This is a genomic window from Staphylococcus sp. 11007852 (assembly GCF_011394325.1).
Taxonomy (GTDB): Bacteria; Bacillota; Bacilli; order Staphylococcales; family Staphylococcaceae; genus Staphylococcus; species Staphylococcus agnetis.
In genome coordinates this window covers 1-25215 of record NZ_JAANBJ010000026.1, presented here as the reverse complement: position 1 = coordinate 25215, position 25215 = coordinate 1, and the positions used below count along the sequence as shown (strand labels likewise).

General features: G+C 35.0%; 29 protein-coding genes. 20 read left to right on the top strand and 9 right to left on the bottom strand.

Annotated features, from left to right (window positions below):
- Positions 1–243: 243 nt before the first annotated feature.
- The 8 genes from gatC (at position 244) to dinB (ending at position 9269) form a co-directional block, all read left to right on the top strand.
- Positions 244–546, top strand: coding sequence for an Asp-tRNA(Asn)/Glu-tRNA(Gln) amidotransferase subunit GatC (gene gatC, locus G8Y85_RS07730; RefSeq protein ID WP_103345108.1), 303 nt, complete (start codon positions 244–246; stop codon positions 544–546).
- Positions 547–548: 2 nt separating this feature from the next.
- Positions 549–2009, top strand: a complete 1461-nt coding sequence (gatA, locus tag G8Y85_RS07725; RefSeq protein WP_060551441.1) for an Asp-tRNA(Asn)/Glu-tRNA(Gln) amidotransferase subunit GatA — start codon at positions 549–551, stop codon at positions 2007–2009.
- 13 nt (positions 2010–2022) lie between these two features.
- Positions 2023–3450: an Asp-tRNA(Asn)/Glu-tRNA(Gln) amidotransferase subunit GatB gene (gatB, locus tag G8Y85_RS07720; protein ID WP_039644777.1), complete on the top strand. Its 1428-nt coding sequence runs from the start codon at positions 2023–2025 to the stop codon at positions 3448–3450.
- Between the two features lie 240 nt (positions 3451–3690).
- On the top strand, positions 3691–4623 hold the full coding sequence (locus G8Y85_RS07715) for a diacylglycerol kinase (RefSeq protein ID WP_103345107.1): 933 nt from the start codon (positions 3691–3693) through the stop codon (positions 4621–4623).
- 95 nt (positions 4624–4718) lie between these two features.
- On the top strand, positions 4719–6089 hold the full coding sequence (gene rlmD, locus G8Y85_RS07710; protein WP_103345106.1) for a 23S rRNA (uracil(1939)-C(5))-methyltransferase RlmD: 1371 nt from the start codon (positions 4719–4721) through the stop codon (positions 6087–6089).
- A gap of 11 nt (positions 6090–6100) precedes the next feature.
- The gene (locus G8Y85_RS07705; protein ID WP_103345105.1) at positions 6101–7414 is read left to right on the top strand and encodes a carboxylesterase family protein; all 1314 of its coding nucleotides are present in this window, start codon (positions 6101–6103) and stop codon (positions 7412–7414) included.
- 86 nt (positions 7415–7500) lie between these two features.
- Complete coding sequence (locus G8Y85_RS07700) at positions 7501–8040, top strand: metalloprotease family protein (protein ID WP_060551437.1); 540 nt, start codon at positions 7501–7503, stop codon at positions 8038–8040.
- Positions 8041–8198: 158 nt separating this feature from the next.
- Positions 8199–9269 carry a DNA polymerase IV gene (dinB, locus tag G8Y85_RS07695; RefSeq protein ID WP_107371179.1) on the top strand — a complete coding sequence of 357 codons (1071 nt, stop codon included), beginning with the start codon at positions 8199–8201 and terminating at the stop codon, positions 9267–9269.
- Here dinB and G8Y85_RS07690 read toward each other — a convergent pair.
- Together G8Y85_RS07690 and ftnA are read right to left on the bottom strand one after the other, a co-directional pair.
- The gene (locus tag G8Y85_RS07690; RefSeq protein ID WP_060551435.1) at positions 9264–9824 is read right to left on the bottom strand and encodes a 3'-5' exonuclease; all 561 of its coding nucleotides are present in this window, start codon (positions 9822–9824) and stop codon (positions 9264–9266) included. The two genes, dinB and G8Y85_RS07690, sit on opposite strands and share 6 nt — an antisense overlap.
- A gap of 98 nt (positions 9825–9922) precedes the next feature.
- Entirely contained in the window at positions 9923–10426 is a 504-nt protein-coding gene (gene ftnA, locus G8Y85_RS07685; protein ID WP_037566941.1) for an H-type ferritin FtnA, read from the bottom strand.
- A 147-nt stretch (positions 10427–10573) separates the two neighbouring features.
- On the opposite strand from ftnA, the gene murT reads away from it, so the two are divergent.
- Entirely contained in the window at positions 10574–11884 is a 1311-nt protein-coding gene (gene murT, locus G8Y85_RS07680) for a lipid II isoglutaminyl synthase subunit MurT (protein ID WP_060551434.1), read from the top strand.
- The gene (gene gatD, locus G8Y85_RS07675) at positions 11885–12616 is read left to right on the top strand and encodes a lipid II isoglutaminyl synthase subunit GatD (protein ID WP_105989016.1); all 732 of its coding nucleotides are present in this window, start codon (positions 11885–11887) and stop codon (positions 12614–12616) included.
- A gap of 100 nt (positions 12617–12716) precedes the next feature.
- Here the strand turns inward: gatD and G8Y85_RS07670 are convergent, their stop codons facing one another.
- Both G8Y85_RS07670 and G8Y85_RS07665 read right to left on the bottom strand, forming a co-directional pair.
- Positions 12717–13748, bottom strand: coding sequence for an FUSC family protein (locus tag G8Y85_RS07670; RefSeq protein ID WP_103345101.1), 1032 nt, complete (start codon positions 13746–13748; stop codon positions 12717–12719).
- Positions 13749–13867: 119 nt separating this feature from the next.
- The gene (locus tag G8Y85_RS07665; RefSeq protein ID WP_246864159.1) at positions 13868–14185 is read right to left on the bottom strand and encodes a YkvA family protein; all 318 of its coding nucleotides are present in this window, start codon (positions 14183–14185) and stop codon (positions 13868–13870) included.
- A 229-nt stretch (positions 14186–14414) separates the two neighbouring features.
- Here G8Y85_RS07665 and map point away from each other — a divergent pair, with 229 nt between their 5' ends.
- The 5 genes from map (at position 14415) to vraR (ending at position 18031) form a co-directional block, all read left to right on the top strand.
- A complete protein-coding gene (gene map / locus G8Y85_RS07660) occupies positions 14415–15173 on the top strand; it encodes a type I methionyl aminopeptidase (RefSeq protein ID WP_103345099.1) in 759 nt (252 codons plus the stop codon).
- Positions 15174–15271: 98 nt separating this feature from the next.
- A complete protein-coding gene (locus G8Y85_RS07655) occupies positions 15272–15658 on the top strand; it encodes a hypothetical protein (protein ID WP_103345098.1) in 387 nt (128 codons plus the stop codon).
- A 12-nt stretch (positions 15659–15670) separates the two neighbouring features.
- Positions 15671–16372, top strand: a complete 702-nt coding sequence (gene vraT / locus G8Y85_RS07650) for a cell wall-active antibiotics response protein VraT (RefSeq protein WP_103345097.1) — start codon at positions 15671–15673, stop codon at positions 16370–16372.
- Positions 16369–17412, top strand: coding sequence for a sensor histidine kinase (locus tag G8Y85_RS07645; RefSeq protein ID WP_103345096.1), 1044 nt, complete (start codon positions 16369–16371; stop codon positions 17410–17412). The genes vraT and G8Y85_RS07645 overlap by 4 nt, the downstream gene beginning before the upstream one ends.
- Positions 17402–18031, top strand: a complete 630-nt coding sequence (gene vraR / locus G8Y85_RS07640; RefSeq protein ID WP_037566926.1) for a response regulator transcription factor VraR — start codon at positions 17402–17404, stop codon at positions 18029–18031. Before G8Y85_RS07645 ends, vraR begins: the two co-directional genes overlap by 11 nt.
- Before the next feature lie 65 nt (positions 18032–18096).
- On the opposite strand, the gene G8Y85_RS07635 is transcribed toward vraR, so the two are convergent.
- From G8Y85_RS07635 to G8Y85_RS07620, 4 genes are all read right to left on the bottom strand, one after another.
- Positions 18097–18666, bottom strand: coding sequence for a beta-class carbonic anhydrase (locus tag G8Y85_RS07635; RefSeq protein ID WP_037566924.1), 570 nt, complete (start codon positions 18664–18666; stop codon positions 18097–18099).
- Positions 18667–18701: 35 nt separating this feature from the next.
- Complete coding sequence (locus tag G8Y85_RS07630) at positions 18702–19973, bottom strand: YihY/virulence factor BrkB family protein (protein WP_103345095.1); 1272 nt, start codon at positions 19971–19973, stop codon at positions 18702–18704.
- Positions 19974–20088: 115 nt separating this feature from the next.
- On the bottom strand, positions 20089–20364 hold the full coding sequence (locus G8Y85_RS07625) for a hypothetical protein (RefSeq protein ID WP_037566921.1): 276 nt from the start codon (positions 20362–20364) through the stop codon (positions 20089–20091).
- A gap of 7 nt (positions 20365–20371) precedes the next feature.
- Complete coding sequence (locus G8Y85_RS07620) at positions 20372–20830, bottom strand: low molecular weight protein-tyrosine-phosphatase (RefSeq protein WP_060551426.1); 459 nt, start codon at positions 20828–20830, stop codon at positions 20372–20374.
- Positions 20831–20962: 132 nt separating this feature from the next.
- Here G8Y85_RS07620 and G8Y85_RS07615 point away from each other — a divergent pair, with 132 nt between their 5' ends.
- The 3 genes from G8Y85_RS07615 to G8Y85_RS07605 are packed head-to-tail and all read left to right on the top strand — an operon-like array spanning position 20963 to position 22955.
- Complete coding sequence (locus G8Y85_RS07615) at positions 20963–21172, top strand: DUF1128 domain-containing protein (RefSeq protein ID WP_037566916.1); 210 nt, start codon at positions 20963–20965, stop codon at positions 21170–21172.
- A 16-nt stretch (positions 21173–21188) separates the two neighbouring features.
- The gene (locus G8Y85_RS07610) at positions 21189–22424 is read left to right on the top strand and encodes an aminopeptidase (RefSeq protein ID WP_165805652.1); all 1236 of its coding nucleotides are present in this window, start codon (positions 21189–21191) and stop codon (positions 22422–22424) included.
- A 12-nt stretch (positions 22425–22436) separates the two neighbouring features.
- On the top strand, positions 22437–22955 hold the full coding sequence (locus G8Y85_RS07605; protein ID WP_165805651.1) for an acyl-CoA thioesterase: 519 nt from the start codon (positions 22437–22439) through the stop codon (positions 22953–22955).
- Between the two features lie 141 nt (positions 22956–23096).
- Here G8Y85_RS07605 and yfkAB read toward each other — a convergent pair whose 3' ends face one another.
- Positions 23097–24227 (bottom strand): radical SAM/CxCxxxxC motif protein YfkAB, encoded by a 1131-nt coding sequence (gene yfkAB, locus G8Y85_RS07600; protein WP_481864903.1) that lies wholly within the window; start codon positions 24225–24227, stop codon positions 23097–23099.
- 114 nt (positions 24228–24341) lie between these two features.
- Here yfkAB and G8Y85_RS07595 point away from each other — a divergent pair, with 114 nt between their 5' ends.
- The gene (locus G8Y85_RS07595; RefSeq protein ID WP_086375152.1) at positions 24342–24503 is read left to right on the top strand and encodes an SE1561 family protein; all 162 of its coding nucleotides are present in this window, start codon (positions 24342–24344) and stop codon (positions 24501–24503) included.
- A 67-nt stretch (positions 24504–24570) separates the two neighbouring features.
- A complete protein-coding gene (locus G8Y85_RS07590) occupies positions 24571–25089 on the top strand; it encodes a type 1 glutamine amidotransferase domain-containing protein (RefSeq protein WP_060551421.1) in 519 nt (172 codons plus the stop codon).
- Positions 25090–25215: the final 126 nt, after the last annotated feature.

The window sequence follows — 25215 nt, the reverse complement described above, 5'->3', positions numbered from 1 at the left end:
ATTTGTTATTACTTTTTATGCAAAAATATAACCCTGTGTTATTTCATTTAATGATAAACCTATATTTGAGTAACATTTAACAATAAAAGGGGAACAAGAAAGTCATTTAGCTTGTTAGTGGTTTAAAAGTTAATTAAATGTGCTTGGAAACAATGGAGAGTTGTAGAAAATACTTAGATTTTTACCTTGAAATTTGGTACAATTTTAAGATAAAAGAGTATTTTTAAGGAGGCTAATGAAGTCATGACCGAAATAACACATGAACAAGTGAAGCACATTGCTAACCTTGCACGTTTAAATGTGTCGGATAATGAATCGAAAGAAATTCAAGAGACGTTAGCAGGTGTGTTAGATTTTTGTCATCAAATTGATTCAGTTGATACAGAAAATGTTAAACCTACGAATCACGTATTAGATTTGCAAAATGTTTTAAGAGATGATGTGGCGCATAAAGGATTACCACAAGAAAAAGCATTAGCAAATGCCAAAGAGGTAGAGGCGGGTCAATTTAAAGTGCCTGCAGTGATGAATGGGGAGGACGCATAATTATGAGCATCCGTTATGAATCAATTGAAAATTTACAAAAATTAATTAAAGAAAATAAAATTAAGCCTTCAGAAATCGTAAAAGATATATATGATGCAATTGAAGAAACTGATCCACAAATCAAATCTTTTTTAGCTTTAGATAAAGAAAATGCACTTAAAAAAGCTGAAGAGTTAGATCAAAAGCAAGCTGCAGGTGAAATTGAAGGTAAATTATTCGGTATTCCTATGGGAATTAAAGATAACATTATCACTGAAGGCTTAGAAACAACTTGTGCAAGTAAAATGTTAGAAGGCTTCGTGCCGATTTATGAATCCACTGTCATGAAAAAATTACATGCTGAAAACGGCGTGTTAATCGGTAAAGTCAATTTAGATGAGTTTGCGATGGGTGGTTCTACGGAAACTTCTTATTTCAAGAAGACTGTAAATCCATTTGATCATAAAGCTGTACCAGGTGGTTCTTCTGGTGGTTCTGCTGCTGCAGTTGCTGCTGGTTTAGTTCCATTTACTTTAGGAACAGATACAGGTGGTTCGATTCGTCAACCAGCTGCGTATTGTGGTGTCGTTGGGTTAAAACCAACATATGGACGTGTTTCTCGTTTTGGTTTAGTTGCTTTTGCATCTTCATTAGACCAAATTGGTCCTTTAACACGTAATGTAAAGGACAATGCCATCGTGTTAGAAGCGATTGTAGGTGAAGATGAACTTGACTCTACAAGCGCACCAAATGTATCAAATGACTTTACATCTGATATTGGTAAAGACATTTCTGGAATGAAAATTGCCTTGCCTAAAGAATACATTGGTGAGGGCGTAGACGAAGAAGTGAAGGCTTCTGTGCTTAAAGCAGTAGAAACTTTAAAATCATTAGGTGCGACAGTAGAAGAAGTGTCATTACCACGTACACCTTATGGCATCCCTTCATATTATGTTATTGCGTCAGCAGAGGCTTCTTCTAACTTAGCACGCTTTGACGGTATTCGTTACGGATATCATTCAAAAGATGCTTCTAATTTAGAGGAACTTTATAAAATGTCACGTAGCGAAGGTTTTGGTGAAGAAGTTAAACGTCGTATCTTCCTTGGAACATACGTATTAAGCTCTGGATATTACGATGCATACTATAAAAAGGCGCAAAAAGTGAGAACGTTAATTAAAAATGATTTTGAGAATGTTTTTGATAATTATGATGTAGTCATTGGACCAACAACGCCAACAGTTGCTTTTGATATAGGTTCTGAAATTGATGATCCATTAACTATGTATGCGAATGATTTACTTACAACGCCAGTTAACTTAGCAGGTTTACCAGGTATTTCTATACCTTGTGGTTTAGCTGAAAATGGTCGACCTATCGGCTTACAATTAATTGGTAAACCATTCGATGAAAAAACTTTATACCGTGTGGCATATCAATTTGAAACGCAATTTAATTTACATGATCATTATCATAAATTATAAGGAGTGGCAGTAAATGCATTTTGAAACCGTAATTGGACTTGAAGTCCATGTAGAACTGAAAACAGATTCAAAAATGTTTTCTAACGCACCTGTAGCATATGGCGCAGAGCCTAACACGAATACATCCGTCATTGACTTAGGTTATCCGGGTGTTTTACCTACTGTAAACCGTCGCGCGGTAGACTGGTCGATGCGTGCAGCAATGGCGTTAAATATGGAGATTGCGACAGAATCTAAATTTGACCGTAAAAACTATTTTTATCCAGATAATCCAAAAGCATATCAAATTTCTCAATTAGATCAACCGATTGGTGAGCATGGGTATATTGATATCGAAGTGAATGGCGAAACAAAACGCATCGGCATTACACGTCTTCATATGGAAGAAGATGCTGGAAAATCAACGCATAAAAATGGTTATTCGTTAGTCGACCTCAACCGCCAAGGGACACCATTAGTCGAAATCGTTTCAGAACCAGATATGCGTTCTCCTGAAGAAGCGTACGCTTACCTTGAAAAGCTACGTGCGATTATTCAATATACAGGTGTATCTGATGGCAAAATGGAAGAGGGTTCATTGCGTTGTGATGCCAATATCTCTTTACGTCCATATGGTCAAAAAGAATTTGGTACGAAAGCTGAGCTTAAAAACTTAAACTCATTTAACAACGTGAGAAAAGGTCTTGAATATGAAGTTAAACGTCAAGCTGAAGAGCTATTAAATGGTGGCCAAATTTTACAAGAAACGCGTCGTTTTGATGAATCAACTGGTAAAACAATTCTCATGCGTGTAAAAGAGGCATCTGATGATTACAGATACTTCCCAGAGCCGGATATTGTACCTTTATACATTGATGAAGCTTGGAAAGCACGTGTACGTGAAACGATTCCTGAACTTCCAGATGCACGTAAAGAAAAGTATGTTAAAGAATACGGCCTTCCAGAATATGATGCTCATGTTTTAACGTTAACGAAAGAAATGTCAGATTTCTTTGAAGCGGCAGTGCGTGAAGGTGCCGATGTTAAAATGACATCAAACTGGTTAATGGGTGGCGTTAATGAGTACCTTAATAAAAATCAAATCGAGCTTCAAGATACAGGTTTAACGCCTGAGAACTTAGCAGGTATGATTAAGTTAATTGAAGATGGTACGATGAGTAGTAAAATTGCGAAAAAAGTCTTCCCTGAACTTGCGAAAAATGGTGGAGATGCAAAACAAATTATGAAAGATAAAGGTCTTGTTCAAATTTCTGATGAAGGTGCAGTACTTGAATTCGTTCGTCAAGCCATTGAACAAAATCCACAATCTGTTGAAGACTTTAAAAATGGTAAAGGTAAAGCGATGGGCTTCTTAGTTGGACAAATTATGAAATTGTCTAAAGGTCAAGCGAACCCACAACTTGCGAATAAGTTATTAAAAGAAGAACTAGACAAACTTTAATTAAAACCATGTACGCATAGCTACTTAATGCAATGAAAAAAAGAGTTTATATACCCTTCAAAGGATACAAAATGGGATCTTTTGAAGGGTATTTTTCGTTAATGTCGAGAACTCAAACTTGTTTAACATTGATGTATACAAAATTGGAAAGCGATACTAAAATAGTAATGTAAATAACTTTTAATAGAAGTGAAGTTGCTATAATATAAATGATGAGTATACAAAAATTGAGGGATCTAAATGAGAAAACGTGCGAGAATTATTTATAATCCAACGTCTGGTAAGGAGTTGTTCAAAAAAGCATTACCAGATGTATTAATTAAATTAGAACAAGCTGGTTATGAAACAAGTGCTTATGCGACACAAAAAGTTGGCGATGCGACCGAAGAAGCGGCCCGTGCTATTGATCGAAATTATGATTTACTCATTGTTGCTGGGGGAGATGGGACGCTTAACGAAGTGGTCAATGGTATAGCTGAAAAGCCAAATCGACCTAAACTTGGACTCATTCCAATGGGGACAGTTAATGACTTTGGACGCGCACTCCATTTACCAAATGACATTTTTGAAGCTGTAGACGTCATTATTCAAGGTAAAACTGTTCAAGTAGATATAGGTAAAATGAATAGTCGCTATTTTATTAATTTAGCCGGTGGTGGGAAACCGACTGAAGTATCTTATGAGGCACCAAGTAAGCTCAAATCTATGATAGGTTCCTTTGCATATTATGTAAAAGGGTTTGAAATGTTGCCTCAAATGCATGCAGTTGATGTTCGCATCGAACATGATGAACATGTGTTTGAAGGAGAAATTATGCTATTTCTCCTAGGTTTAACCAATTCGATGGCTGGTTTTGAAAAACTCGTACCGGATGCAAAACTAGACGATGGGAATTTCACTTTATTAATTGTCGAAAAGTGTAATCTTGCTGAAATGGGACATATTATGACATTAGCATCACGCGGTGAACATATTAATCATCCAAAGGTGCATTATTATAAAGCGCAATCTGTTAATATTTCATCATATAGTGATATGGCATTGAATGTAGATGGTGAGTATGGTGGACAATTACCGGCAAACTTTTTAAATTTAGTGCGTCACATCGAAGTATTCTCTCAAACAAAAAAAGAAAATGAATTACTAATAGATAAACCTAAGCAATCTGAATAATAGGGAGTGGATCGACAATATGTGAGCAACAGTTGTTGATCTTCTCCCTTCAGTTTTGAAAACAAATTTTATAGTTAAGAAACGGGGAAAGTATGATGTCAGTGGTACATAAAAATCAAATGTTAGAAGGAGAAGTTGTCGATTTAACTTATGAAGGGCATGGTGTTGTTAAAATTGATGCTTATCCTATTTTTGTCCCACAAACGCTCGTTGGAGAACGTATCGATTACAAAATCATTAAAGTGAAAAAGAATTTCGCTATTGGAAAAGTCATCACAATAAAAAAGGAAAGTGATGCACGAATGGTGCCACCTTGCGACTATTATGATAAATGTGGCGGATGTCAACTTCAACACTTAAATTATGAGGCACAATTAGAAATGAAACGTAATCAAGTGGTGAATTTGTTTCATAGAAAAGGAAAATTGCCACATGTACCGATTCATCCTACAGTAGGTATGGATCATCCATGGTTTTATCGTAACAAGTCACAAATTCCTGTGGGTGGTGAGAAGCAACAAGTTGAAATAGGCTATTATCGCCAACGCAGTCACCATATTATCAATATGGATCAGTGTTTGATACAATATCAAGCTCAAAATGGCATTATGCGCTTATTGAAAGACTTATTAAATCAATACAACATTGCACCTTATCAAGAAACAGTACATCAAGGTTTAGTAAGACATGTCGTTATTCGTAAAGGATACCATAGCGATGAAATCATGGTGACCATTGTGATTAATGGAACCGAACTTCCACACACTCATGACATTATCAATGCGTTAGTCGAAGCCTTCCCTCAAATTAAAAGCATTAAAATCAATATCAATAAAGAGAAGTCTAACGTCATCATGGGTGCTAAAAGCATAACGCTTTATGGTGAGGAAACGATTTCAGATTCATTAGGGGAATTGAATTTTAAAATAAATGACAAGTCTTTTTACCAAATTAATGTATTGCAAACTGAAAAACTTTATAACATTGCGGTTAATTATGCAGGATTAACTGGAGCAGAGACGGTATTAGACGCGTATTGTGGTATTGGCACAATCGCATTATCAATGGCAGACCGAGCTAAACACGTTTATGGTGTTGAAGTTGTTCCTGAGGCGATTAAGGATGCAAAACGCAATGCCCAATTAAATCATTTTAATAATACGACTTTTGTAGCAGGTCCGGCAGAAAAGGTTATTTTAGATTGGCAAAAACAAGGGATACGCCCCGATGTGGTTACAGTAGATCCGCCTCGAAAAGGGTGTGACAATACATTTATTGAAACACTGAATCAGTTGGAACCTGACAAAATCGTCTATGTATCTTGTAATCCAAGCACGCAACTTAGAGATATTCAACTTTTATTAAATAAGTATGATTTAATCGAAGTGACACCAGTAGACATGTTCCCTCATACAACACATGTTGAAACTGTCGCACTTTTAAAACGCAAAAAAAGTGATGAATAGGAGATTTTTGTATGACTAATAAGGAAGTTCGCTTTGAAACGCGTGTAGGACAAGTGACGGGGATAGAATTAAACGATGTTCAAAAATTTTTAGGTATTCGATATGCACATGCGCATAGATTTGCCCAACCAGAGCCATATTCGTATCAAAATGGTACAATTCAGGCAACGTCGCATGCGCCAATAGCATGGCAGTCACAATCGTTTTTTGAGTCATTTTATTTAGGGACTGATTATGAAAACCTCCCACAAACTGAATTTCCTCAATATCTATCGATTACACGTCCTAAAGTGCATCAAGAAAACTTACTTCCTGTCATGGTTTGGATACACGGAGGTTCCTTTGTAAATGGTAGCGGTGAAAATCCTGAATATGATCCAACACCACTCGTCAAACAAGAAGAAGTCATCGTAGTCAATTTAAGTTATCGTCTAGGTGTCTTAGGCTTTATGTATAATCAACACGGAGAATTAGCCAATTTAGGACTTTTAGATCAAATTGAAGGATTAAAATGGGTAAAAGCACATATTGAAGATTTTGGTGGAGATCCAAACAATATTACTATCTTTGGACAATCTGCAGGCGGAGAATCAGTTAGAGCATTACTGGTTGCCGATGGAACAGAGAATTTATTTCAAAGAGCAATTATACAAAGTGCCCCAATCGGATTAATGAAAGGGCGCCAGCACATGACGACAAAAATGTTAACAGCTTTAAAATCGTTAGCATACGATGCAGATTTAGATGAATTTAAATCGATGCAATCGTTTTTAACAAAACATAATCACGGTAAAGGCTTAACTAAGTTGATGCCCTTTGGTCCACACTACGGTGTATATCCTTTACCGAAAGAGGCAGATGTTCAGCGAATCATTGAACGACGTGCGAAACACATAGACTTACTCATCGGTCATACCTCAAGGGAAGTCAATGTCTTCATTTACATTAATGCATTTCAACGAAAATTGAGCGAAATACCTATAATAAAGTGGGGAGTAGCTTCATTTGTAAAACTTTTAACAAAAATGATTTATGCGCGCCCTTCTTATGCGTTTTATCGTCATTTTCTTAATCAACAAGGACGTGCATATTATTATCAATTTAATTGGTTAAAGCATGAACATTTCTTTGCAGCTGGCCATAGTTCTGAGCTTGCATTGTTATTTGATTCTGAACCTTATATGAAATCGCCACTTTTTGCTTTATTACCTAAAGAGAGAATAGAAAAAGCGGGCCAAATCATGAAAAAATTATGGGGTGATTTTGCACGTAATGGTAAAGTTGAAACATCACAACCTAAAGAAGTCATTACTTTTTTAAAGTAGGTTGATAATCTTTAAAATAGAGTTCTACAATATCTTTCATGATTCGGGTATACTATATGTAAGCCTAACAGTAAGAGGGTGTTACGATGTATACGATTAATTTATTTGAAGATTCTAAAGTGCGTAAGCGATTGATACTGACACAATTTATCGTAGCATTGGTATTTATCGTCTTAAGTTATAAGTGGTCGATGGCGTTAACTGGTTTAGAGGAAAAAAACATTATCGCAAATCTCATTATTGGCATACTAGGATTATTAGTTCTTGTTGTGATTCAAGAGCTTATTCGTTACGTGTTATTACGAATGTTATATACGAAAGCAAGGCCTAAGTACAAGCTTACACCATCTTTTATATTAAGTTATTTACCAGATGTAAAGATGAATCGTAAGTCATTTAGTACAATTATGTTATTACCAAGTATGCTTGTAAGTATGATGCTGTTACTTGCATTTATTAATTTGCCTAATACGTATATTATATTTATTTTTTCATTTTATATGGGATATACCTTTTTATCTGTTTATCTTGTTATGCTCGTATTTAGTAACAAACAAGCACAGTCGATTGAACTGACAGAAGAAGGATTGGTCATTTGTTGTGATGAATCGAAAAACAAGGATTAAAATTGCTACGGCTCACTATCAATTGTAATGGATGTAATACGTTGACTTTAGGCTAGGACACACGTGTCTTGGCCTTTCTCTTTATTAAGAATGAGATCAAAGTAATCGTTAATGATATGAGTAGTGATATTTAATAAAATACGATTGGAGGTGGAACGATGGTCGAGAGAAGAATCATTCACATTGATATGGATTTCTTTTTCGCGCAAGTTGAAGTTCGAGACCAACCGCACCTTAGAGGTAAGCCTGTTATTGTCGGAGGTAAGGCAAGTGGGAGAGGTGTAGTTGCAACAGCATCTTATGAAGCGAGGAAATTTGGAGTGCACTCAGCAATGCCCATGGCACGTGCGCATCAACTTTGTCCTGATGGTTATTTTATTACACCGCGTTTTGAAATGTATAAAGCAGTTTCGAAAGAGATTATGTCAATATTTAAAAGTTATACTGAATTCGTTGAGCCATTATCTTTAGATGAAGCATATTTAGATATAACTGAGCTTGTACGACCAGATCTTTCCGCTTCTCAAATCGCTCAATTTATTCGGCGTGATATTTATGAACAAACTCAATTAACTGCGAGTGCAGGTGTCTCATACAACAAATTTCTAGCGAAGTTAGCGAGTGGTATGAATAAGCCTAACGGTCTCACTGTCATTACCTATGATAATGTGCATGACATTCTAATGGCTTTAGATATTGGAGATTTTCCAGGTGTAGGACGGGCTTCAAAAGAAAAGATGCATGCACACGGCATTTTTACAGGAAAAGATTTGTATCGTAAAAGTGAACGAGAATTGATTTATTTGTTTGGTAAAAGAGGGCATCATTTATACGAACGGGCAAGAGGTATCGATCATCGCGTTGTAAAATCCGAACGAATTCGAAAAAGTGTAGGTGCTGAACGTACATTTTCTATAGATACGAATGACGACGACCAAATTTTACGTAAAGTTGAAGAATTAAGCCGTATCATTGAAAGTCGACTGAGTCAGCTTAAGCAAGCTGGACGTACTGTGACGGTTAAAATAAAAACAAATGATTTTAAAAATGCATCAAAACAAAGAAGCTTATCAACACCACTTAGTGATGCAGAAACCATTTACCAAATTGCATACGATTTATATTATGAATTGAAAGCGCCTGAAATATCCATTCGATTAATTGGCGTGACTGTTGGTGGTTTAGAGGATGCTTTTTATCGAAATATGACCATTTATGACTTTTTATAAAACATCCTTATCCATTAAATTTTTACCGTAAATACGCAACACATTTTCCAAACTTGGATAATGTTGTAGTAACCGATACGTTATCATTGCACACGCTTTGGCATCATTTAGTGCATCATGATGACCATGAAAATCTAATTGAAAATAGTCCATCATATGTTTTAATCCATTCCGTTTTGATGGAACTGTTTTTCTTGAAAGTTGACACGAACAAAAATAAGTTAAATCAGGTGTTTCGAACTGATGCGCCTTTAAACTCGCATGCAATACGGACATATCAAATGCAGCATTGTGGGCGACTACAGGTAATTGATCTATAAATTGCAACATATAAGGATAAACGTATTTAAAGTCTGGCGCAGATAAAACGTCTTCAGGTTGAATACCATGAACGTCAATATTTTTAGGTGAGAAATAATCATTCGGATTGACTAGTGTATAAAACGTCTCTGTAAGTTCATGATTAACGACTTTAACCATTCCGACTGAGCACACGCTTGTTCGTTTATAATTTGCTGTTTCAAAGTCTAAAGCCACAAAACTATCTTGTATCATCATCGCCACCTCGTTTCAATGTGTGAAATAAGCATATCTTATCATAACAATAAAAAAAGCGCCATCGAGAGATTTCGAGGCGCTCACTTTACTGAATGCTATTCTGTTTCATTAAAAGAACGGCTTGCAAGTTCTTTTTCGTAAAGGTATAACGTATTACAATCATCACCGATACGTTTTAAGTAGTCAATATGTCTTTCAAACATTGATTCTTCTTCAACTTGCTCATCTAAGAACCAGTTTAAGAATGAAATCGTAGCATAATCTTTTTTCTCGTTTGCGATTTCAGATAGATTATAAAAACGACGTGTTACATTTTGTTCTTGTTTTAAGCCGTCTTCAAATGTTTCTAAAATAGAATTAAATTCGACTTTAGGTGCATCTAAAGATGAAAAGATAGCTTGTTCACCACGGTCGTTAATATAATCATAAATTTTCTTACCATGAAAACGTTCTTCTTTAGCTTGTTGAATAAAGAAATTTGCAAACCCTTCGTATGCATTATGGTCACAATACGCAGCCATAGCCATATAGGCATGAGCGGCAAAATATTCGTGGTTCATCTGGTCATTCAAAGCTTCTAATAATTGTTTATCTAGCATAATATCCCTCCAAAGATGTCATCCTTCAAGTCCATTGTACCCAATGGCATTAAATATGCAAAGAATAATATCTGGATTATGCTTTTGATTTTGAATTAATGGTGAGCATGGTATAATATGCTAAGTGAAAATTGAAGGAGAATTGGTATGAGACAATGGACTGCGATTCAAATGGCCAAGTTAGCACGTAAAGCGAGTCGTGCGATTGGTAAAAAAGGGACAGACTTACCAGGTCAAGTTGCCCGAAAAATAGACCAAAATATATTACGAAAATTAGCTGGAAAAGTGGATGAAGTAGTTTTTGTAAGTGGTACCAATGGTAAAACGACGACATCTAACTTGATTGGACATACACTTAAAGTGAATCAAATTCCAATCATTCATAATAATGAAGGTGCCAATATGGCAGCAGGCATTACTTCTGCGTTTATCGTACAATCAAAAGCTAATACTAAAATGGCTATCATTGAAATAGATGAAGGCTCTATTCCACGTGTACTGAAAGAAATGACGCCAACGAAGATGGTATTTACGAACTTCTTTCGCGACCAGATGGACCGTTTTGGAGAAATAGATATTATGGTAAATAATATTATCTCTGCCATTGAAAATAAAGGTATTGCTTTAATTTTAAATACAGATGATCCATTTGTGAGTCGCTTAAAAAAAGCAAGTAATGATGTAACGTATTATGGTATGGCAAAAGAGGCTTACCCGTTCGAACAATCTACGATGAATGAAAGTCGTTATTGTCCGAACTGTGGTAAAAAGTTAAATTATGAATATATTCATTACAACCAACTAGGGCATTATACATGTCAATGTGGTTTTAATCGCGTGGCACCTAAATATGAAGTGTCGCATTTTGAAATCAATCCATTTTTGACAATGCATATTAATAATGAAACTTTCAACATGAAAATTGCTGGTGATTTTAATGCTTATAATGCACTTGGGGCTTATGCGGTTTTAAGAGAATTAGGTTTAAATGATGCCTCTATCCGTAAAGGATTTGAATCCTATACATCTGATAACGGACGCATGCAATATTTTGAACGAGGATCCAAAAAAGCGTTAATCAATTTAGCTAAAAACCCTGCTGGTATGAATGCTTCAATTTCGATGGGTGAAAAGTTACAAGAACGTAAAGTTTATGTGATGAGTCTGAATGATTTTGCTGCTGATGGACGTGATACGTCATGGATTTATGATGCGGATTTTGAAAAATTAGCCACTCAAGATATTGAAACGATCATTGTGACAGGGTCAAGAGCCGAAGAATTGCAACTACGTTTGAAACTGGCTGAAATTGACGTGCCTATTATTTTAGAAAAAGATATTTATAAAGCAACTGCACGCTCTATGGATTTCGAAGGCTTTACTGTAGCAATTCCTAACTATACGTCTCTCACACCGATGTTAGATCAACTCGTACGTTCTTTCAAGGAGGCGAAATAAATGCATGAATTAACGGTTTTTCATTTTATGCCAGATAAACTCAATTTATATAGTGATATCGGGAATATTATGGCTCTGAAATACAGGGCGAAACAGCGCAATATTAAGTTGAATGTTGTAGATATTAATGAAACTGATAATATTGATCTTTCTAAAGCTGATATATTCTTTATAGGAGGCGGCAGTGATCGTGAGCAATCTTTAGCAACGAAAGAATTAGCCAAAATTAAAACGCAATTGAAAAACGCTATTGAAGATGGATTGCCAGGTTTAACAATTTGTGGAGGCTATCAATTTTTAGGTGAAAAATATATTACGCCAGACGGGGAAATTTTAGAAGGATTAAATATTCTTGACTTTTATACGGAATCTCAAATCGAGCGTTTGACCGGTGATGTTGTTATTGAAAGTGACACATTCGGTACGATTGTAGGTTTTGAAAATCATGGTGGTCGTACGTATCACAAATTTGATACGTTAGGGCATGTCACTTATGGTTATGGCAACAATGCTACGGACCAAAAAGAGGGGATTCATTATAAAAATTTATTAGGTACCTATTTACATGGACCTGTATTGCCTAAAAATCATGAGATGACCGATTATTTATTAGAAGCTGCTGCGAAACGAAAAGGGATCCCTTTTGAACCTAAACACATTGATAACACAGCAGAAGAACAAGCTAAACAAGTGTTGATTGATCGTGCGCGAAAAAATCAACAAAAGACTTAAATCTTATTATTCGATATATGTTGTTATTCACACGCATGTATGAGATAGAGCTATCCAAGATGTTTAATATCTCTATGTAAAAACAACCCTCAAAATTCAGTCAAAGTGAATTTTGAGGGTTGTTTAAATTTAACTTTTTAAAACGTAACAATAAAATACGGTAAATTAATAAGATTTCATAGATTGTGTGACTTTTCACTTGATTGATATCGAATTCGTTTAACCCTTTGACAGAATTTTTAAGAGTGGTCGCTGCTTTACGTTCAGGTTCGAATGTTCCTTTAATGCTAATTTGACTAATTTTATTTGTGATTGCAATAATTGCTTTCTTTTCAGCATCGTTAAATAAAATAAGATCATCTTCAGGTAGATAAATAATATTTGATAGATGTGTAATTAAAAGGCGGTTTTCATGTGCACGGTTCGTAAGTTTTCTAATTCTGAGCCATTCATCGGAACGATTATTAGATTTGTGATATTTTAATTCATCGCGTTGAAAGCCTAACAATTCTTCAACACGTGCATTGTTAATATGTAATTTTTCAACAGCTTTATCACTTTTATCAGAATGATACTGTCCAATAAGTAATTCTTTCATCCGTTGGGTAAATAGTGCATAAATTTGAGATTCTGTTTGATCAATCAATGCATCGATTTGTGTGTAATATTTTGGTGGTAATACAATGAAATTCACTAATCCTGCGGTACCTAATCCAATAAATGCAGTAATGAGGCGTGAGACAAAGTTAAACACATAATCTTCATGAATATCTGGAATCATCGCAAGCGCAGTTAAAGTTGCGACAGTAATCCCAACATGTAAATTAAATTGAATACAAAAAAGTATGGTTAATGTTGCGGTGATCCCATACGCTAGTGCAGAGTCATCGCCAAAAATATAGGTACAAACTACAGCAATAAAAGCCCCCATAACCGTAGCGGGTAGCCGTTTGTATCCTTTTGTGATGGATGCTTTTACAGTCGGCTCAATAGTAACGACAGCAGATAATATAGCGAATATAGGATTTAGATTCAGCCATAAACAAAACAAAGCAGTTAAAAATGTAGCAAGTCCTGTTTTAATGGTTCTAGCGCCGATGACGCTTTTTATGCGTGTACCGTTCCCGTTCATCTTATATGCTCCTGTATATATGTTAAATTTAGTATAACAAATTTTTCACAAAGCGAAACGGGGAATTATGTCTTTTATTCTAAAAGCGTGATATCTTATGAGAATTAAAAACGCCTTCCTTATAAGTGTAAATACCAATGTACTATTGTGATCACAATTATGCTCCATAAACATATGATTATGATGCCCATTAACCAGTTTTTGCGTAACTGTTGCTGAGTTAGATATGTCGCTTCAACTTGATGCCGTTTTATAATGTCATTAGGAATGAACATTAAAGAAAGCCAAATTCCAAATGGAACGATTAACACATCATCTAAATAGCCAAGTATTGGAATAAAATCCGGTATTAAATCAATAGGACTTAATGCATAGGCTATAGTTAATAAAGCGATCATTTTAGCTAAGAGTGGTGTTTCCTCATCTTTATAACACAAATAAACTACAGTTAATTGTCTTTTTAGCGTCTTTATGAATGTTTTTAACTGGATCAAGCCATCACCTCTCTCATGTATTATAAAATAGTTTACATGAATTCAATTTGAATTATCAGATAAATGCTTGGCTTAAAGAAGGATGTTTAAAATTTAATAGTAAGACAATGGCAATTTAGAAAAATAATGATATAGTAAAGTAAATAAGAAATTAAAAAGGAACGGGATTCAAATGATTGTAAAAACAGAAGAAGAACTTCAAGCTTTAAAAGAAATCGGTGCAATATGTGCCAAAATCAGAGATACAATGGTCGAAGCAACAGTACCTGGTATTACAACGAAAGAATTAGATAACATTGCTAAAGAAATGTTTGAAGCTGAAGGCGCACTTTCCGCACCTATTCATGACGAAAATTTTCCGGGTCAAACATGTATTAGTGTTAATGAAGAAGTCGCTCACGGCATACCGGGTAAGCGTGTGATTAAAGAAGGAGATTTAGTGAATATTGATGTCTCTGCATTAAAAAATGGCTATTATGCAGATACCGGCATTTCTTTTGTAGTAGGTGACACAGAGGAGCCAATGAAACTAAAAGTTTGTGAAGCGGCGCAAGAGGCATTTGATGCTGCGATGACTAAAATAAAACCAGGATCCAAATTAAGTCAGATTGGTAAAGCTGTACATGCGACAGCGCGTAAAAATAATTTGAAAGTGATTAAAAATCTAACAGGTCATGGTGTAGGTTTATCATTACATGAAGCGCCTGCGCATATTATGAATTATTATGAACCGCAAGATAAAACATTATTAAAAGAGGGCATGGTATTAGCCGTAGAACCTTTTATTTCTTCTAATGCGTCATATGTGACAGAAGGTAAAAATGAATGGGCTTTTGAAACTAAAGATAAAAGTTATGTCGCTCAGGTTGAACATACAGTGATTGTAACCAAAGACGGTCCATTATTAACTACACAATCCTTAAAAGGATAATCTTCGGACTTAAGTCCTAATGAAAGATGGTTCCATAGCCTATTATAAAGGCTGTGGAACCATTTTATAATAGAGTCGTTATAAGAGGTGATTCTATTATGAAACAACTTAAACGTTATATCGAACGGGTATTAAGAACAATGTACAGCCATCAACTAAGTGCATGTCTCGTGGCATTGAAAGGAAAAATGCATGATATTGATGCAACTATACGCTACTTGCAGCACAAGAAAACACAATTACAGTTGTTAATTGACAGACAGACTATCGCATTAGAAAATAAATATATCGATTTGTTAGATGAACAACATGTGCAATGCCCTGAAAAAATTAACGGTAGAGAAATTACAAAAATGAAACGTGATTTAAATGAAATTGAATATGAGTATGCACATTTAGAGCGATTATTAAATCAATTAAACAACGAACGGAACTATACACAACAAGAGTGTGATTTATTATTAACTTTAAGATTGGCATACTAGAAAGGTGGAAATATGACACAAAAATATATTTCGACTGAGCTTTTAATCATTTTTACAGCGCTAATGATTATAGCCAATTTTTATTATATATTTTTTGAGAAAATTGGTTTTTTATTTGTTTTGTTATTAGGAAGCATCTTAATGTATGTAGGATATATTTATTTTCACAAAGTGCGTGGGCTATTATGCTTTTGGATAGGCGCATTAATGGTGTTATTCACACTCTTGTCTAATAAATATACGCTTGTGATATTATTTATTTTTATGATTATCGTAGCGATTCGTTATATTATTTATAAGCGTAAACCATTAAAGGTGATGTCATCTGAAGATATTGAAACATCCCCAGCTTTTATTAAACAGAAATGGTTTGGCGAACAAAAAACGCCAGTTTATGTTTACAAATGGGAAGATGTCCAAATTCAACATGGAATGGGTGACATTTATATTGATATGACCAAAGCAGCGAACTTAAAAGCTCAAAATACTATCGTCGTACGTCATATAGTGGGGAAAGTGCAAGTCGTTGTGCCACTCAACTATAATGTAAAGCTTAATGTATCCGCATTTTGTGGAAATGTTCATTTCGAAGACCAACGACTTAGACTTGAAAATAACAATATAAAATTGGAGTCAGCTCAAAAATCAGACCGGTACACTGTGAATGTGTTCGTTTCAACATTTATAGGTGATGTTGAGGTGATTGGTCGATGAATCAATACGTACGATCGATAGGTTCAATGCTTATATTAGTGTATAGCTTATTTACAGCTTTCTTCTTTATAGACAATGTATTTACGAATATTATTTTCTTTCAAGGTATGTTTTATACACAAATTTTTGGTATACCTGTGTTTCTGTTTTTAAATCTTATTACCATATTTTTGTGTATTATTGTTGGAAGTGTACTTGCATATAAAAATAATCAACAAAATGATTGGCTTAAAGTTCAAATTGAACGTGCGATTGAAGGGGAAACCGTTGGTGTAAATGATCAACAAATTGAAATTTACCAAGAAACATTAGAGCTTTACGAAGCACTCGTGCCACTGAATCAAGAGTTACATCGCATGCGTATTAAAACGCAAAATTTAACGAATGAATCGTATAATATCAATGATTCAAAAGTACAAAAAATTATCGAGGATGAACGTCATCGACTTGCTAGAGAACTTCATGACAGTGTGTCACAACAATTGTTTGCGGCAAGTATGATGCTTTCTGCAATTAAAGAAACACCTTTAGAACCCCCATTAAATCAACAAATTCCGACGCTTGAAAAAATGGTGCAAGATTCACAATTAGAAATGCGCGCGCTGTTATTACATTTAAGACCGATAGGCTTGAAAGATAAATCATTAGGTGAAGGTATTCAATCTTTAGTGACGGAGTTACAACGTAAAGTTCCATTGAAAGTAGTTCAAGATATCGGTGAGTTTGATGTACCTAAGGGAATGGAAGACCATTTATTTAGAATTACACAAGAAGCGATTTCTAATACACTCCGTCATTCAAAAGGGACTGAAGTGACGGTGGAATTGTTACAACGAGAAGATTACATATTGCTACGCATTCAAGATGATGGTATCGGATTTAATGTTGATGATAAGATGGAACAAAGTTATGGATTGAAAAATATGCGTGAACGTGCAATGGAAATTGGCGCGACATTTCATATCGTATCATTACCGGATTCAGGTACTCGAATTGAAGTGAAAGCACCATTAGATAAGGAGGGACATAATGACAATTAAAGTATTATTTGTAGATGATCATGAAATGGTTAGAATTGGAATTTCGAGTTATCTTTCTACACAACCAGACATTGAAGTAGTAGGTGAAGGGGCGTCAGGTAAAGAGGCAATCTCAAAAGCACATGAACTGAAACCGGATTTAATTTTAATGGATTTAGTGATGACAGATATGGATGGGGTTGAGGCTACGACACAAATTAAAAAAGAGTTACCACGTATCAAAGTGGTGATGCTTACAAGTTACATTGAGGATAAAGAAGTTTATCGCGCTTTAGATGCCGGTGTCGACAGCTATATTTTAAAAACAACAAGTGCAAAAGATATTGCCGAAGCTATTCGTAAAACATTCCAAGGTGAATCTGTTTTTGAAGCAGAAGTATTAGTGAAAATGCGAAATCGTATGCGACAAAGAGCTGAACTTTACGAATTGTTAACGGAACGTGAAATGGAAATTTTATTGCTGATTTCCAAAGGGTATTCGAATCAAGAAATTGCGAGCGCTTCACATATTACGATTAAGACTGTAAAAACTCATGTGAGTAATATTTTAAGTAAATTGGAAGTTCAGGACCGTACTCAGGCTGTGATATATGCCTTTCAACATGGGTTAATAGAATAATTAGAAGCGGTGATAGGTATGGCAAATGTCGTACCTATCACCGCCTCTTTTTAATTTTATATTAATTATTTACAATGTTCATAGCCATTATGAACGAGTTCTAATTCGCCTGTGTGTGGTTCAATTACTAAGCCGTGCACGGGCACTTTACGATCAAATAATGGGTGACCATAAATCATTTGAATATTTTGACGCACGTTTTCATAAACGTCATCAAAACCTTTTAAAAAGTGTGATACGTCAATCCCTGAATGGCGTAAAATGTCAAACACTTGTTGATTCACACCTCGTGATTTCATCGTATCAATAACATCATCAACGTTAAGATTTCCCATTCCACAATCTTTATGACCCATAATAATGATTTCTTCAGCACCTAAGGCATAGATGCCTACAATGAGACTACGCATTGTAGAGCCATAAGGATGAGAAATAGTTGCGCCGGCATTTTTTACTACTTTTAAATCACCGTTATTAAATCCTAAAGCTTTCGTAGATAAGTCTTGTAGTCTTGTATCCATACATGTGAGCAAAACGGCTTTTTTAGAAGGTTGTTTACTTGTTTCATACGCTTCATACTCTTTATTATCTACAAAAGATTTATTAAATTCTAAAATACTATCTAACAAAGTCATTTACGTGCGCCTCCATCAGCAAGTCAAATTTTAAATTATTTCTTTGTTTTTATATGGTGTGAACGACCTTCATTCTTACGTTCTACTGTCTCTGGTGATTCATATTGGTTATGATTTTGATAATCAACTTGGTGTTTTGGGTTCTTGGCGTGATGGTGTGATTCAGATTCATCTCCCATATTGTTATATGCATCAGCTAAATCCTCTTCACCACGTGCATCCATTTCATCATACGTGATTTCCTCAGGTGTCTTACCTTTAGCGACTTTTCTATGATGGAAAATGGCATTGACCTCTGCACCTAAAATCAATATAAAGCCAGTGATGTATAACCATAGCATTAAAACAATGACACCACCGATACTACCATATGTTTTAGAATAATTACCAAAATTTGAAACATAGAAACCAAATGCAAGTGTACCTAAAATCCAAATCACGGTTGCAAATAACGCACCAGGTAATACAGATTTCATTTTAATTTTTACATTAGGTGCCATTGTATACAATAAAGTAAATACAATAAAGATTGCAATAACCGGTAACACTGTACGTAAGACACTAAATACCCATTTTACAGCTTCATCCAATCCTAAAGGTCCAAATAAAAAGTTTCCAATTTGTTGACCAAACGTAAATAACACTAATGTAATCGGCATCGTAATACCAATAAGTAAAGTGAAGAAAACGGCCATTGCTTTTGATACGAAAAAGTTACGGCTATCTTCTACATCATAGGCTACATTAAATGAATTCATCAAAGCAGTCATACCATTCGATGCTGTCCACAATGCAAGAATCAAACCGAATGATAAGATACCGCCATTTGCATTACTCATGACGTCCGTTAGTATATTTGTAATGATGGATGAGGCTTGCGCAGGTGCATTGGACTCAATTTGACTGATAATTGATTTTTGATTGATGTTAAATAATGGTATTAACGATAAGATAAAAATCAGCATAGGGAATAGTGACAACATAAAATAATATGCCAGCTGTGCCGCAAGTCCCGAAGCATCATCTTTACCTATTCGATAAAGTAAATAGGTGAAAAAGTTTGGGCGATCGGTATATTTTGCTGGTTTATTAATACGCGAAACAAAAAAAGTTTGATTGTCTTTTTTAGCTTCTTTAGATTGGAAAGGTTGTGGTTTTACGAAGTTATGTTCTTCATGGATATCTCCTTTCGCATCTCCTTGACGGTCTGGATTTGGTCCATGTTCTTTTTGATTGTTTTCATCATTTTGGAATTTTTGTTTTGCTTTATCAATGATTCCTGAAGAATGTTTTTTGTTATCTGACATAATGTGACTCCCCTATAAAGTAGTATAAAAAAAGCAATCTCAAGGGGGGAGGCATGAATGACAACTCCCCACGAAATTGCTTAGATTGTTTCATATCAAATACTGATATTAGTCCTTATCGGTTGTTTTTACGTTTTTGGAAAGTTTCTTTCGCGTCACGTAAAGAACGTTCTAATTCTGGGTTATTACGACGAATTTCTTCGATTGTATTCTTCCAGTATTTGAATTCATCTGTTAATTGAGATACTTTCGAACCTTTACCAGTCGATTGACCAGATTTAATATTTTGTACTTGTGATTTTACTGATGAACGCGTATTTTTGTCGATAAGTGCAATCGCACCTCCAACAACCGCGCCAATTAATACACCAGGAATTAATTTGTTTTGCATAATAGTGTTACCCCTTCCTAATATCTTCTAAAATATAATCGATTAAGTTGTCACATGATGATTGTATCATGTCAAAGACACCTTCGAAATTATTTGTATAATATGGATCCGGTACATCGGATGCGTCCATATCACTAAAATCAAGCAACTTAAATAATTTACCTTTAAGTTGAGGATTGATTTGTCTTATATTATCCACATTACTTTGATCCATTGCAATAATATAATCGAAATCATCGTTGTCAGTGAATAATTCACTAATCATATTATCAAAAGGAATATGATGTTGCGTCAAAATGTTTTGCGTTCCTTCGTGAGGCGGTTGCCCTAAATTCCAATGGCCTGTTCCTCTAGAGTAAACGTCTATGTCTGTAATGTGTCGTTCTTTGAGACGTTGACGCATAATGGCCTCTGCCATAGGTGAACGACATATGTTACCGAGACATACAAATGCGACTGTTGTCATGTTGTTCCCTCCATGTCTTAGTTTATATGCCCATTTTATCCCTTTTTTAAACAACTCTAAAGTAAATTTGACAAAAATTTTTCAAAAATTGTAGGACTTTGCTAAAATGATAGAAGTGAAAGGATGAAATATATGTCAAAAAATATTGAAACGATGATTATAGATATTAGAGAACAATTAAATTTAGTAAATCCAGGATTAATCGATCCTGAGAATTTTAGTGAAACACATTATGAAGAGATTGAAGAAATTCACGACTTTGTCATGTCTAAAAAAGATTTTACCCCTAGTGAAATGAATGGAATTACAGAAGCCTTAGGTGCATTACGTCAGCCAAAATAGAAAAGGGGAGATAAATTTGAATTTAAATGAAAAATTAAAACGATATGCCAAATTATTAGTTACTGTAGGATTAAACGTTCAAAAAGGACAACCAGTGTTTATCCGTTCGACAGTGGATGCTGTTGAATTCACTCGAATGATTGTTAAAGAGGCATATCTTTTAGGTGCTTCTGATGTACGAGTACAATATGCAGACCCTATATTAACGCGACTTTCCTATGAACATGAAGATGTTACTTTTTTTAACCAAGAAGTTAAAGCTTATGATGTAGATGTTCGCATGGATTATGTTCAGCGCGGTGCATGCTCATTAGCACTCATTACGGAAGATCCTGATTTACTCAATGGTATAGATTCAGAAAAATTAAAAGCAGCTCAAATTCAAAAAAGTAAAGCGTTTAAGCCCTATATGGTGGCGTCACAAAAAAATGAATTTCCATGGCTTGTCGCATGTTATCCATCAAAAGCTTGGGCTAAGCGCGTATATCCAGATTTAGACGCGGATGAAGCATTTGATCGATTTTTAGATGATATCCTTGAAATCGTAAGGGTAGACGGTAATGATCCTGTTGAAAACTGGAAACAACATACCGCTTTATTGAAAGAAAAAGCAGATATGTTAAATGCCAAAGCATTTACTGCCTTACATTATAAATCTAAAGGTACAGACTTAGTGATAGGCTTACCGAAAGGACATATTTGGGAAGATGCGACAAGCTATACACAAAAGGGCCAAGCTTTCGTCGCTAATATTCCAACTGAAGAAGTATTTACTGCTCCAGATGCAATGCATGTCAACGGTTATGTATCTAATACACTTCCTTTAAGTTATAATGGCACGATTATTGACGGTTTTAAATTAACGTTTAAAGAAGGGAAAGTCGTGGATTTTACTGCTGAAAAAGGGGAAGCAGTTTTACAATCATTACTGGATACAGATGAAGGAGCAAAACGTTTAGGGGAAGTGGCGCTTGTCCCGCACGACTCTCTAATTTCTAATAGAAATACAATTTTTTACAATACGTTATTTGACGAAAATGCTTCATGCCATGTCGCTTTAGGATCTGCGTATGCCTTTAATTTAAAAGGTGGTACTGAAATGACAGAAGATGAATTAAAAGCGCACGGTTTAAATAATTCACTGACACATGTTGATTTTATGATTGGAAGTAAAGATTTAGATATTTATGGTGTCACAGAACAAGGTGAAGAAGTTCCAATTTTTAAAAATGGTAATTGGGCTGTGGAATAGAGGAGTGTAAAAATGCAAGTAAATCAAAAAGCGATGAAAGATTCTAAAGTGTATAAATCACGTCAAGTGTTTCCTCAAGATACTAATCATTTAGGAACTTTGTTTGGTGGCACGATGATGGCAAATATTGATGAAGTTGCCGCAATATGTGCATGTAAACATGCTAATACGCAAGTTGTAACGGCTTCAACGGATTCCGGTGACTTTATTCGGCCAATTAAAACTGGGGATATCGTGAATTACGTCGCTATGGTGACCTATTCTGGAACATCGTCTATGGAAGTTTGTGTACAGATATTTATAGAAGATGTATATAATAATGAAGAACATTTAGCAGCACTAAGCTTTTTAACTTTTGTCGCACTGGACGAAAACGGCAAACCTACCCAAGTGCCAGAAGTTTATCCAGAATCAGAAACAGAAAAATGGTTCCATGAAACTGCACATACGCGTGTAGCACGACGTAAAGAGCGTCGACATGAAAGTAAAGACACATTGTCATTTTTAGAAAACATTAAAACACAATCATAAAAATTAAAACGCTATAGAAGTGATATTTATTTAGCTTAAAGACATCATTGTCCTTAACTCTAATGGTTTATCACTCTGTAGCGTTTTTTTAGAGTACTGATATATGAATGTTTGCGAAGCGTTAATCAAAAGATTTTAAGTTTACTGAGTACGGTGCATTTCAATTTCTTTCTGATTAAAATCAACATTAGGATAATACATATTTTTAACCAGTACATTTGGACCTAGACAACGAAATTTAGGACAATGGCAATTTAATGATTGTGCGAGTGGTGACTTAAGCCATTTGTCAAAAACATCATTTAATTCATCATATTTAATATTAGAGATTGTACCGGTTTCATCACCAAAATCTGTTACGATCACATTTCCGGTAAATACGTTTACATTTAGTCTACTACGACCATCAGGGTCATTCCGTAGTGAGACATTTGGGGTATTTAATAATCGTTGTCTTAACTGTTGATCTTCATTGTTTTGAATACATGGGAAAATAGGCAATGTGCCAAATAGCATCCAAGTAGCACTATCGCGAAAATCTAATAAATGATGAATGGTTTCTTTAATGTCAGCCAATGATAGTACGTCAAGTTGGCTTGCAAAATCTGAAGGATACATTGGATGAATTTCATGGCGCTCGCATTTCATGTCATGAACAACTTCATGATGTATGCGTTCTAAATATGGTTTTGTACTTTTGTTTAACATCGTTTCTGCAGATACAAACATTCCTTGTTCACTTAGAGTACGTGCATTTGTAATCATTTGCTCATATAATTTTTCTCGCGCTTTTAAAGGTGGTTTTTGCGCCATTGCGCCAAATCCGACTGATGTAAAAGTGTCAATCGTTCCCCAATTATGTGAAATATGCATGACATCAATATACTCTGCAATGTCTAAATAGCGGTCCAAAGGTAAGGTTAAATTTGAGTTCATCTGAACATAAATACCTCTATCATATGCATAACGTAATAAGGGTTTTACGACTTCACGAATAGATTTTTTTGAAAACATCGGTTCGCCCCCCGTAATGGATAGGGTCTTAAGGTGTGGAATTTCATTTAAGCGCTTTGTTATTAATGACATGGGTAGGGGCGTAGGATCCTGCGTTTGAAGTGTGTAGCCTACAGCGCAATGACTACAACGCATATTACATAAATTTGTCGTTGTAAATTCAATATTACTAAGTGTCAGTTGACCATAAGTATCAACATCGCTGTGCGCCTCCCATGGATCATTGTAAAGTGAAATAGGTTGTTTTTTTGTATGAATCATTCTGCAAGACTCCTCTAAAACTAAGTTTGATTTGATATTTTGAGTTGAGGAATATCAAAATCATGTTATGATAGCATTGATAAATGCAATTATAAAGGAGAATTTAAATCTATGGAAGAGCCTCGTACAATGAATCAAGTAAAAGAAAGATTGACACAATTTTTAGAGGATATCGACCAAGTGAATCCGAATGATGTAGATGTTAAAGAAGTAGATGAATGGATATCACTTTTAGATCAACTTGAAATGAAGGTCAATCAATTGCGTAAATAATCTTTGTTTAAATATCACATTTTCGGATATACATTAGATAGACATGAAATGAAGAAAGGTGATAAATATGGCAAAGAAAATCGCAGTTTTACTCGCTGACGAGTTTGAAGATATTGAATTAACAAGCCCACAAGAGGCCATCGAAAAAGCTGGTCACAAAGTTGTGATTATTGGAGACGAAGCTGATAAAGAAGTCGAAGGTAAGCATGGTGAAAAAGCTAAAGTTGAGGTGGGTATTGCTGACGCAAAACCTGAAGATTATGATGGATTATTATTACCAGGCGGCTTTTCACCTGATCATCTACGTGGTGATAAAGAAGGTCGATATGGTAAATTTGCAAAATATTTCTTAACTGAAAATTTACCAACTTTTGCCATCTGCCATGGTCCACAAATCTTAATCGATACAGATGAATTAAACGGCAGAACTTTAACAGCAGTTTTAAACGTACGTAAAGATTTAAGCAATGCAGGTGCTACGGTAAAAGACGAATCTGTTGTTGTAGATCAAAATATCGTAACAAGTCGTATTCCAGATGACTTGGATGATTTTAATAGAGAAATCACAAATTTATTAAATCAATAAAATCAAAACGTTGGTACATTGATTTATTGATGCGCGTTATTGTTAATGTACACGCGTGAACATTAAATCATTTGTATAAGCTCACGTTTTATATCAATAATAAAAGGCCATCAAAGTTCATTTTTA

What these genes read in the sequence shown, in the direction of transcription:
- gatB (WP_039644777.1), top strand. Translation starts at nt 2,023, where the DNA reads ATGCATTTTGAAACCGTAATTGGACTTGAAGTCCATGTAGAACTGAAA.
- G8Y85_RS07605 (WP_165805651.1), top strand. Translation starts at nt 22,437, where the DNA reads ATGCAAGTAAATCAAAAAGCGATGAAAGATTCTAAAGTGTATAAATCA.
- G8Y85_RS07690 (WP_060551435.1), bottom strand. Translation starts at nt 9,824, where the DNA reads ATGATACAAGATAGTTTTGTGGCTTTAGACTTTGAAACAGCAAATTAT.
- G8Y85_RS07625 (WP_037566921.1), bottom strand. Translation starts at nt 20,364, where the DNA reads ATGCAAAACAAATTAATTCCTGGTGTATTAATTGGCGCGGTTGTTGGA.
- G8Y85_RS07635 (WP_037566924.1), bottom strand. Translation starts at nt 18,666, where the DNA reads ATGACTTTGTTAGATAGTATTTTAGAATTTAATAAATCTTTTGTAGAT.
- G8Y85_RS07655 (WP_103345098.1), top strand. Translation starts at nt 15,272, where the DNA reads ATGAAACAACTTAAACGTTATATCGAACGGGTATTAAGAACAATGTAC.
- G8Y85_RS07715 (WP_103345107.1), top strand. Translation starts at nt 3,691, where the DNA reads ATGAGAAAACGTGCGAGAATTATTTATAATCCAACGTCTGGTAAGGAG.
- vraR (WP_037566926.1), top strand. Translation starts at nt 17,402, where the DNA reads ATGACAATTAAAGTATTATTTGTAGATGATCATGAAATGGTTAGAATT.
- G8Y85_RS07595 (WP_086375152.1), top strand. Translation starts at nt 24,342, where the DNA reads ATGGAAGAGCCTCGTACAATGAATCAAGTAAAAGAAAGATTGACACAA.
- G8Y85_RS07645 (WP_103345096.1), top strand. Translation starts at nt 16,369, where the DNA reads ATGAATCAATACGTACGATCGATAGGTTCAATGCTTATATTAGTGTAT.
- dinB (WP_107371179.1), top strand. Translation starts at nt 8,199, where the DNA reads ATGGTCGAGAGAAGAATCATTCACATTGATATGGATTTCTTTTTCGCG.
- G8Y85_RS07630 (WP_103345095.1), bottom strand. Translation starts at nt 19,973, where the DNA reads ATGTCAGATAACAAAAAACATTCTTCAGGAATCATTGATAAAGCAAAA.
- map (WP_103345099.1), top strand. Translation starts at nt 14,415, where the DNA reads ATGATTGTAAAAACAGAAGAAGAACTTCAAGCTTTAAAAGAAATCGGT.
- G8Y85_RS07700 (WP_060551437.1), top strand. Translation starts at nt 7,501, where the DNA reads ATGTATACGATTAATTTATTTGAAGATTCTAAAGTGCGTAAGCGATTG.
- gatA (WP_060551441.1), top strand. Translation starts at nt 549, where the DNA reads ATGAGCATCCGTTATGAATCAATTGAAAATTTACAAAAATTAATTAAA.
- G8Y85_RS07705 (WP_103345105.1), top strand. Translation starts at nt 6,101, where the DNA reads ATGACTAATAAGGAAGTTCGCTTTGAAACGCGTGTAGGACAAGTGACG.
- G8Y85_RS07590 (WP_060551421.1), top strand. Translation starts at nt 24,571, where the DNA reads ATGGCAAAGAAAATCGCAGTTTTACTCGCTGACGAGTTTGAAGATATT.
- ftnA (WP_037566941.1), bottom strand. Translation starts at nt 10,426, where the DNA reads ATGCTAGATAAACAATTATTAGAAGCTTTGAATGACCAGATGAACCAC.
- G8Y85_RS07670 (WP_103345101.1), bottom strand. Translation starts at nt 13,748, where the DNA reads ATGAACGGGAACGGTACACGCATAAAAAGCGTCATCGGCGCTAGAACC.
- G8Y85_RS07615 (WP_037566916.1), top strand. Translation starts at nt 20,963, where the DNA reads ATGTCAAAAAATATTGAAACGATGATTATAGATATTAGAGAACAATTA.
- gatC (WP_103345108.1), top strand. Translation starts at nt 244, where the DNA reads ATGACCGAAATAACACATGAACAAGTGAAGCACATTGCTAACCTTGCA.
- vraT (WP_103345097.1), top strand. Translation starts at nt 15,671, where the DNA reads ATGACACAAAAATATATTTCGACTGAGCTTTTAATCATTTTTACAGCG.
- gatD (WP_105989016.1), top strand. Translation starts at nt 11,885, where the DNA reads ATGCATGAATTAACGGTTTTTCATTTTATGCCAGATAAACTCAATTTA.
- rlmD (WP_103345106.1), top strand. Translation starts at nt 4,719, where the DNA reads ATGTCAGTGGTACATAAAAATCAAATGTTAGAAGGAGAAGTTGTCGAT.
- G8Y85_RS07620 (WP_060551426.1), bottom strand. Translation starts at nt 20,830, where the DNA reads ATGACAACAGTCGCATTTGTATGTCTCGGTAACATATGTCGTTCACCT.
- murT (WP_060551434.1), top strand. Translation starts at nt 10,574, where the DNA reads ATGAGACAATGGACTGCGATTCAAATGGCCAAGTTAGCACGTAAAGCG.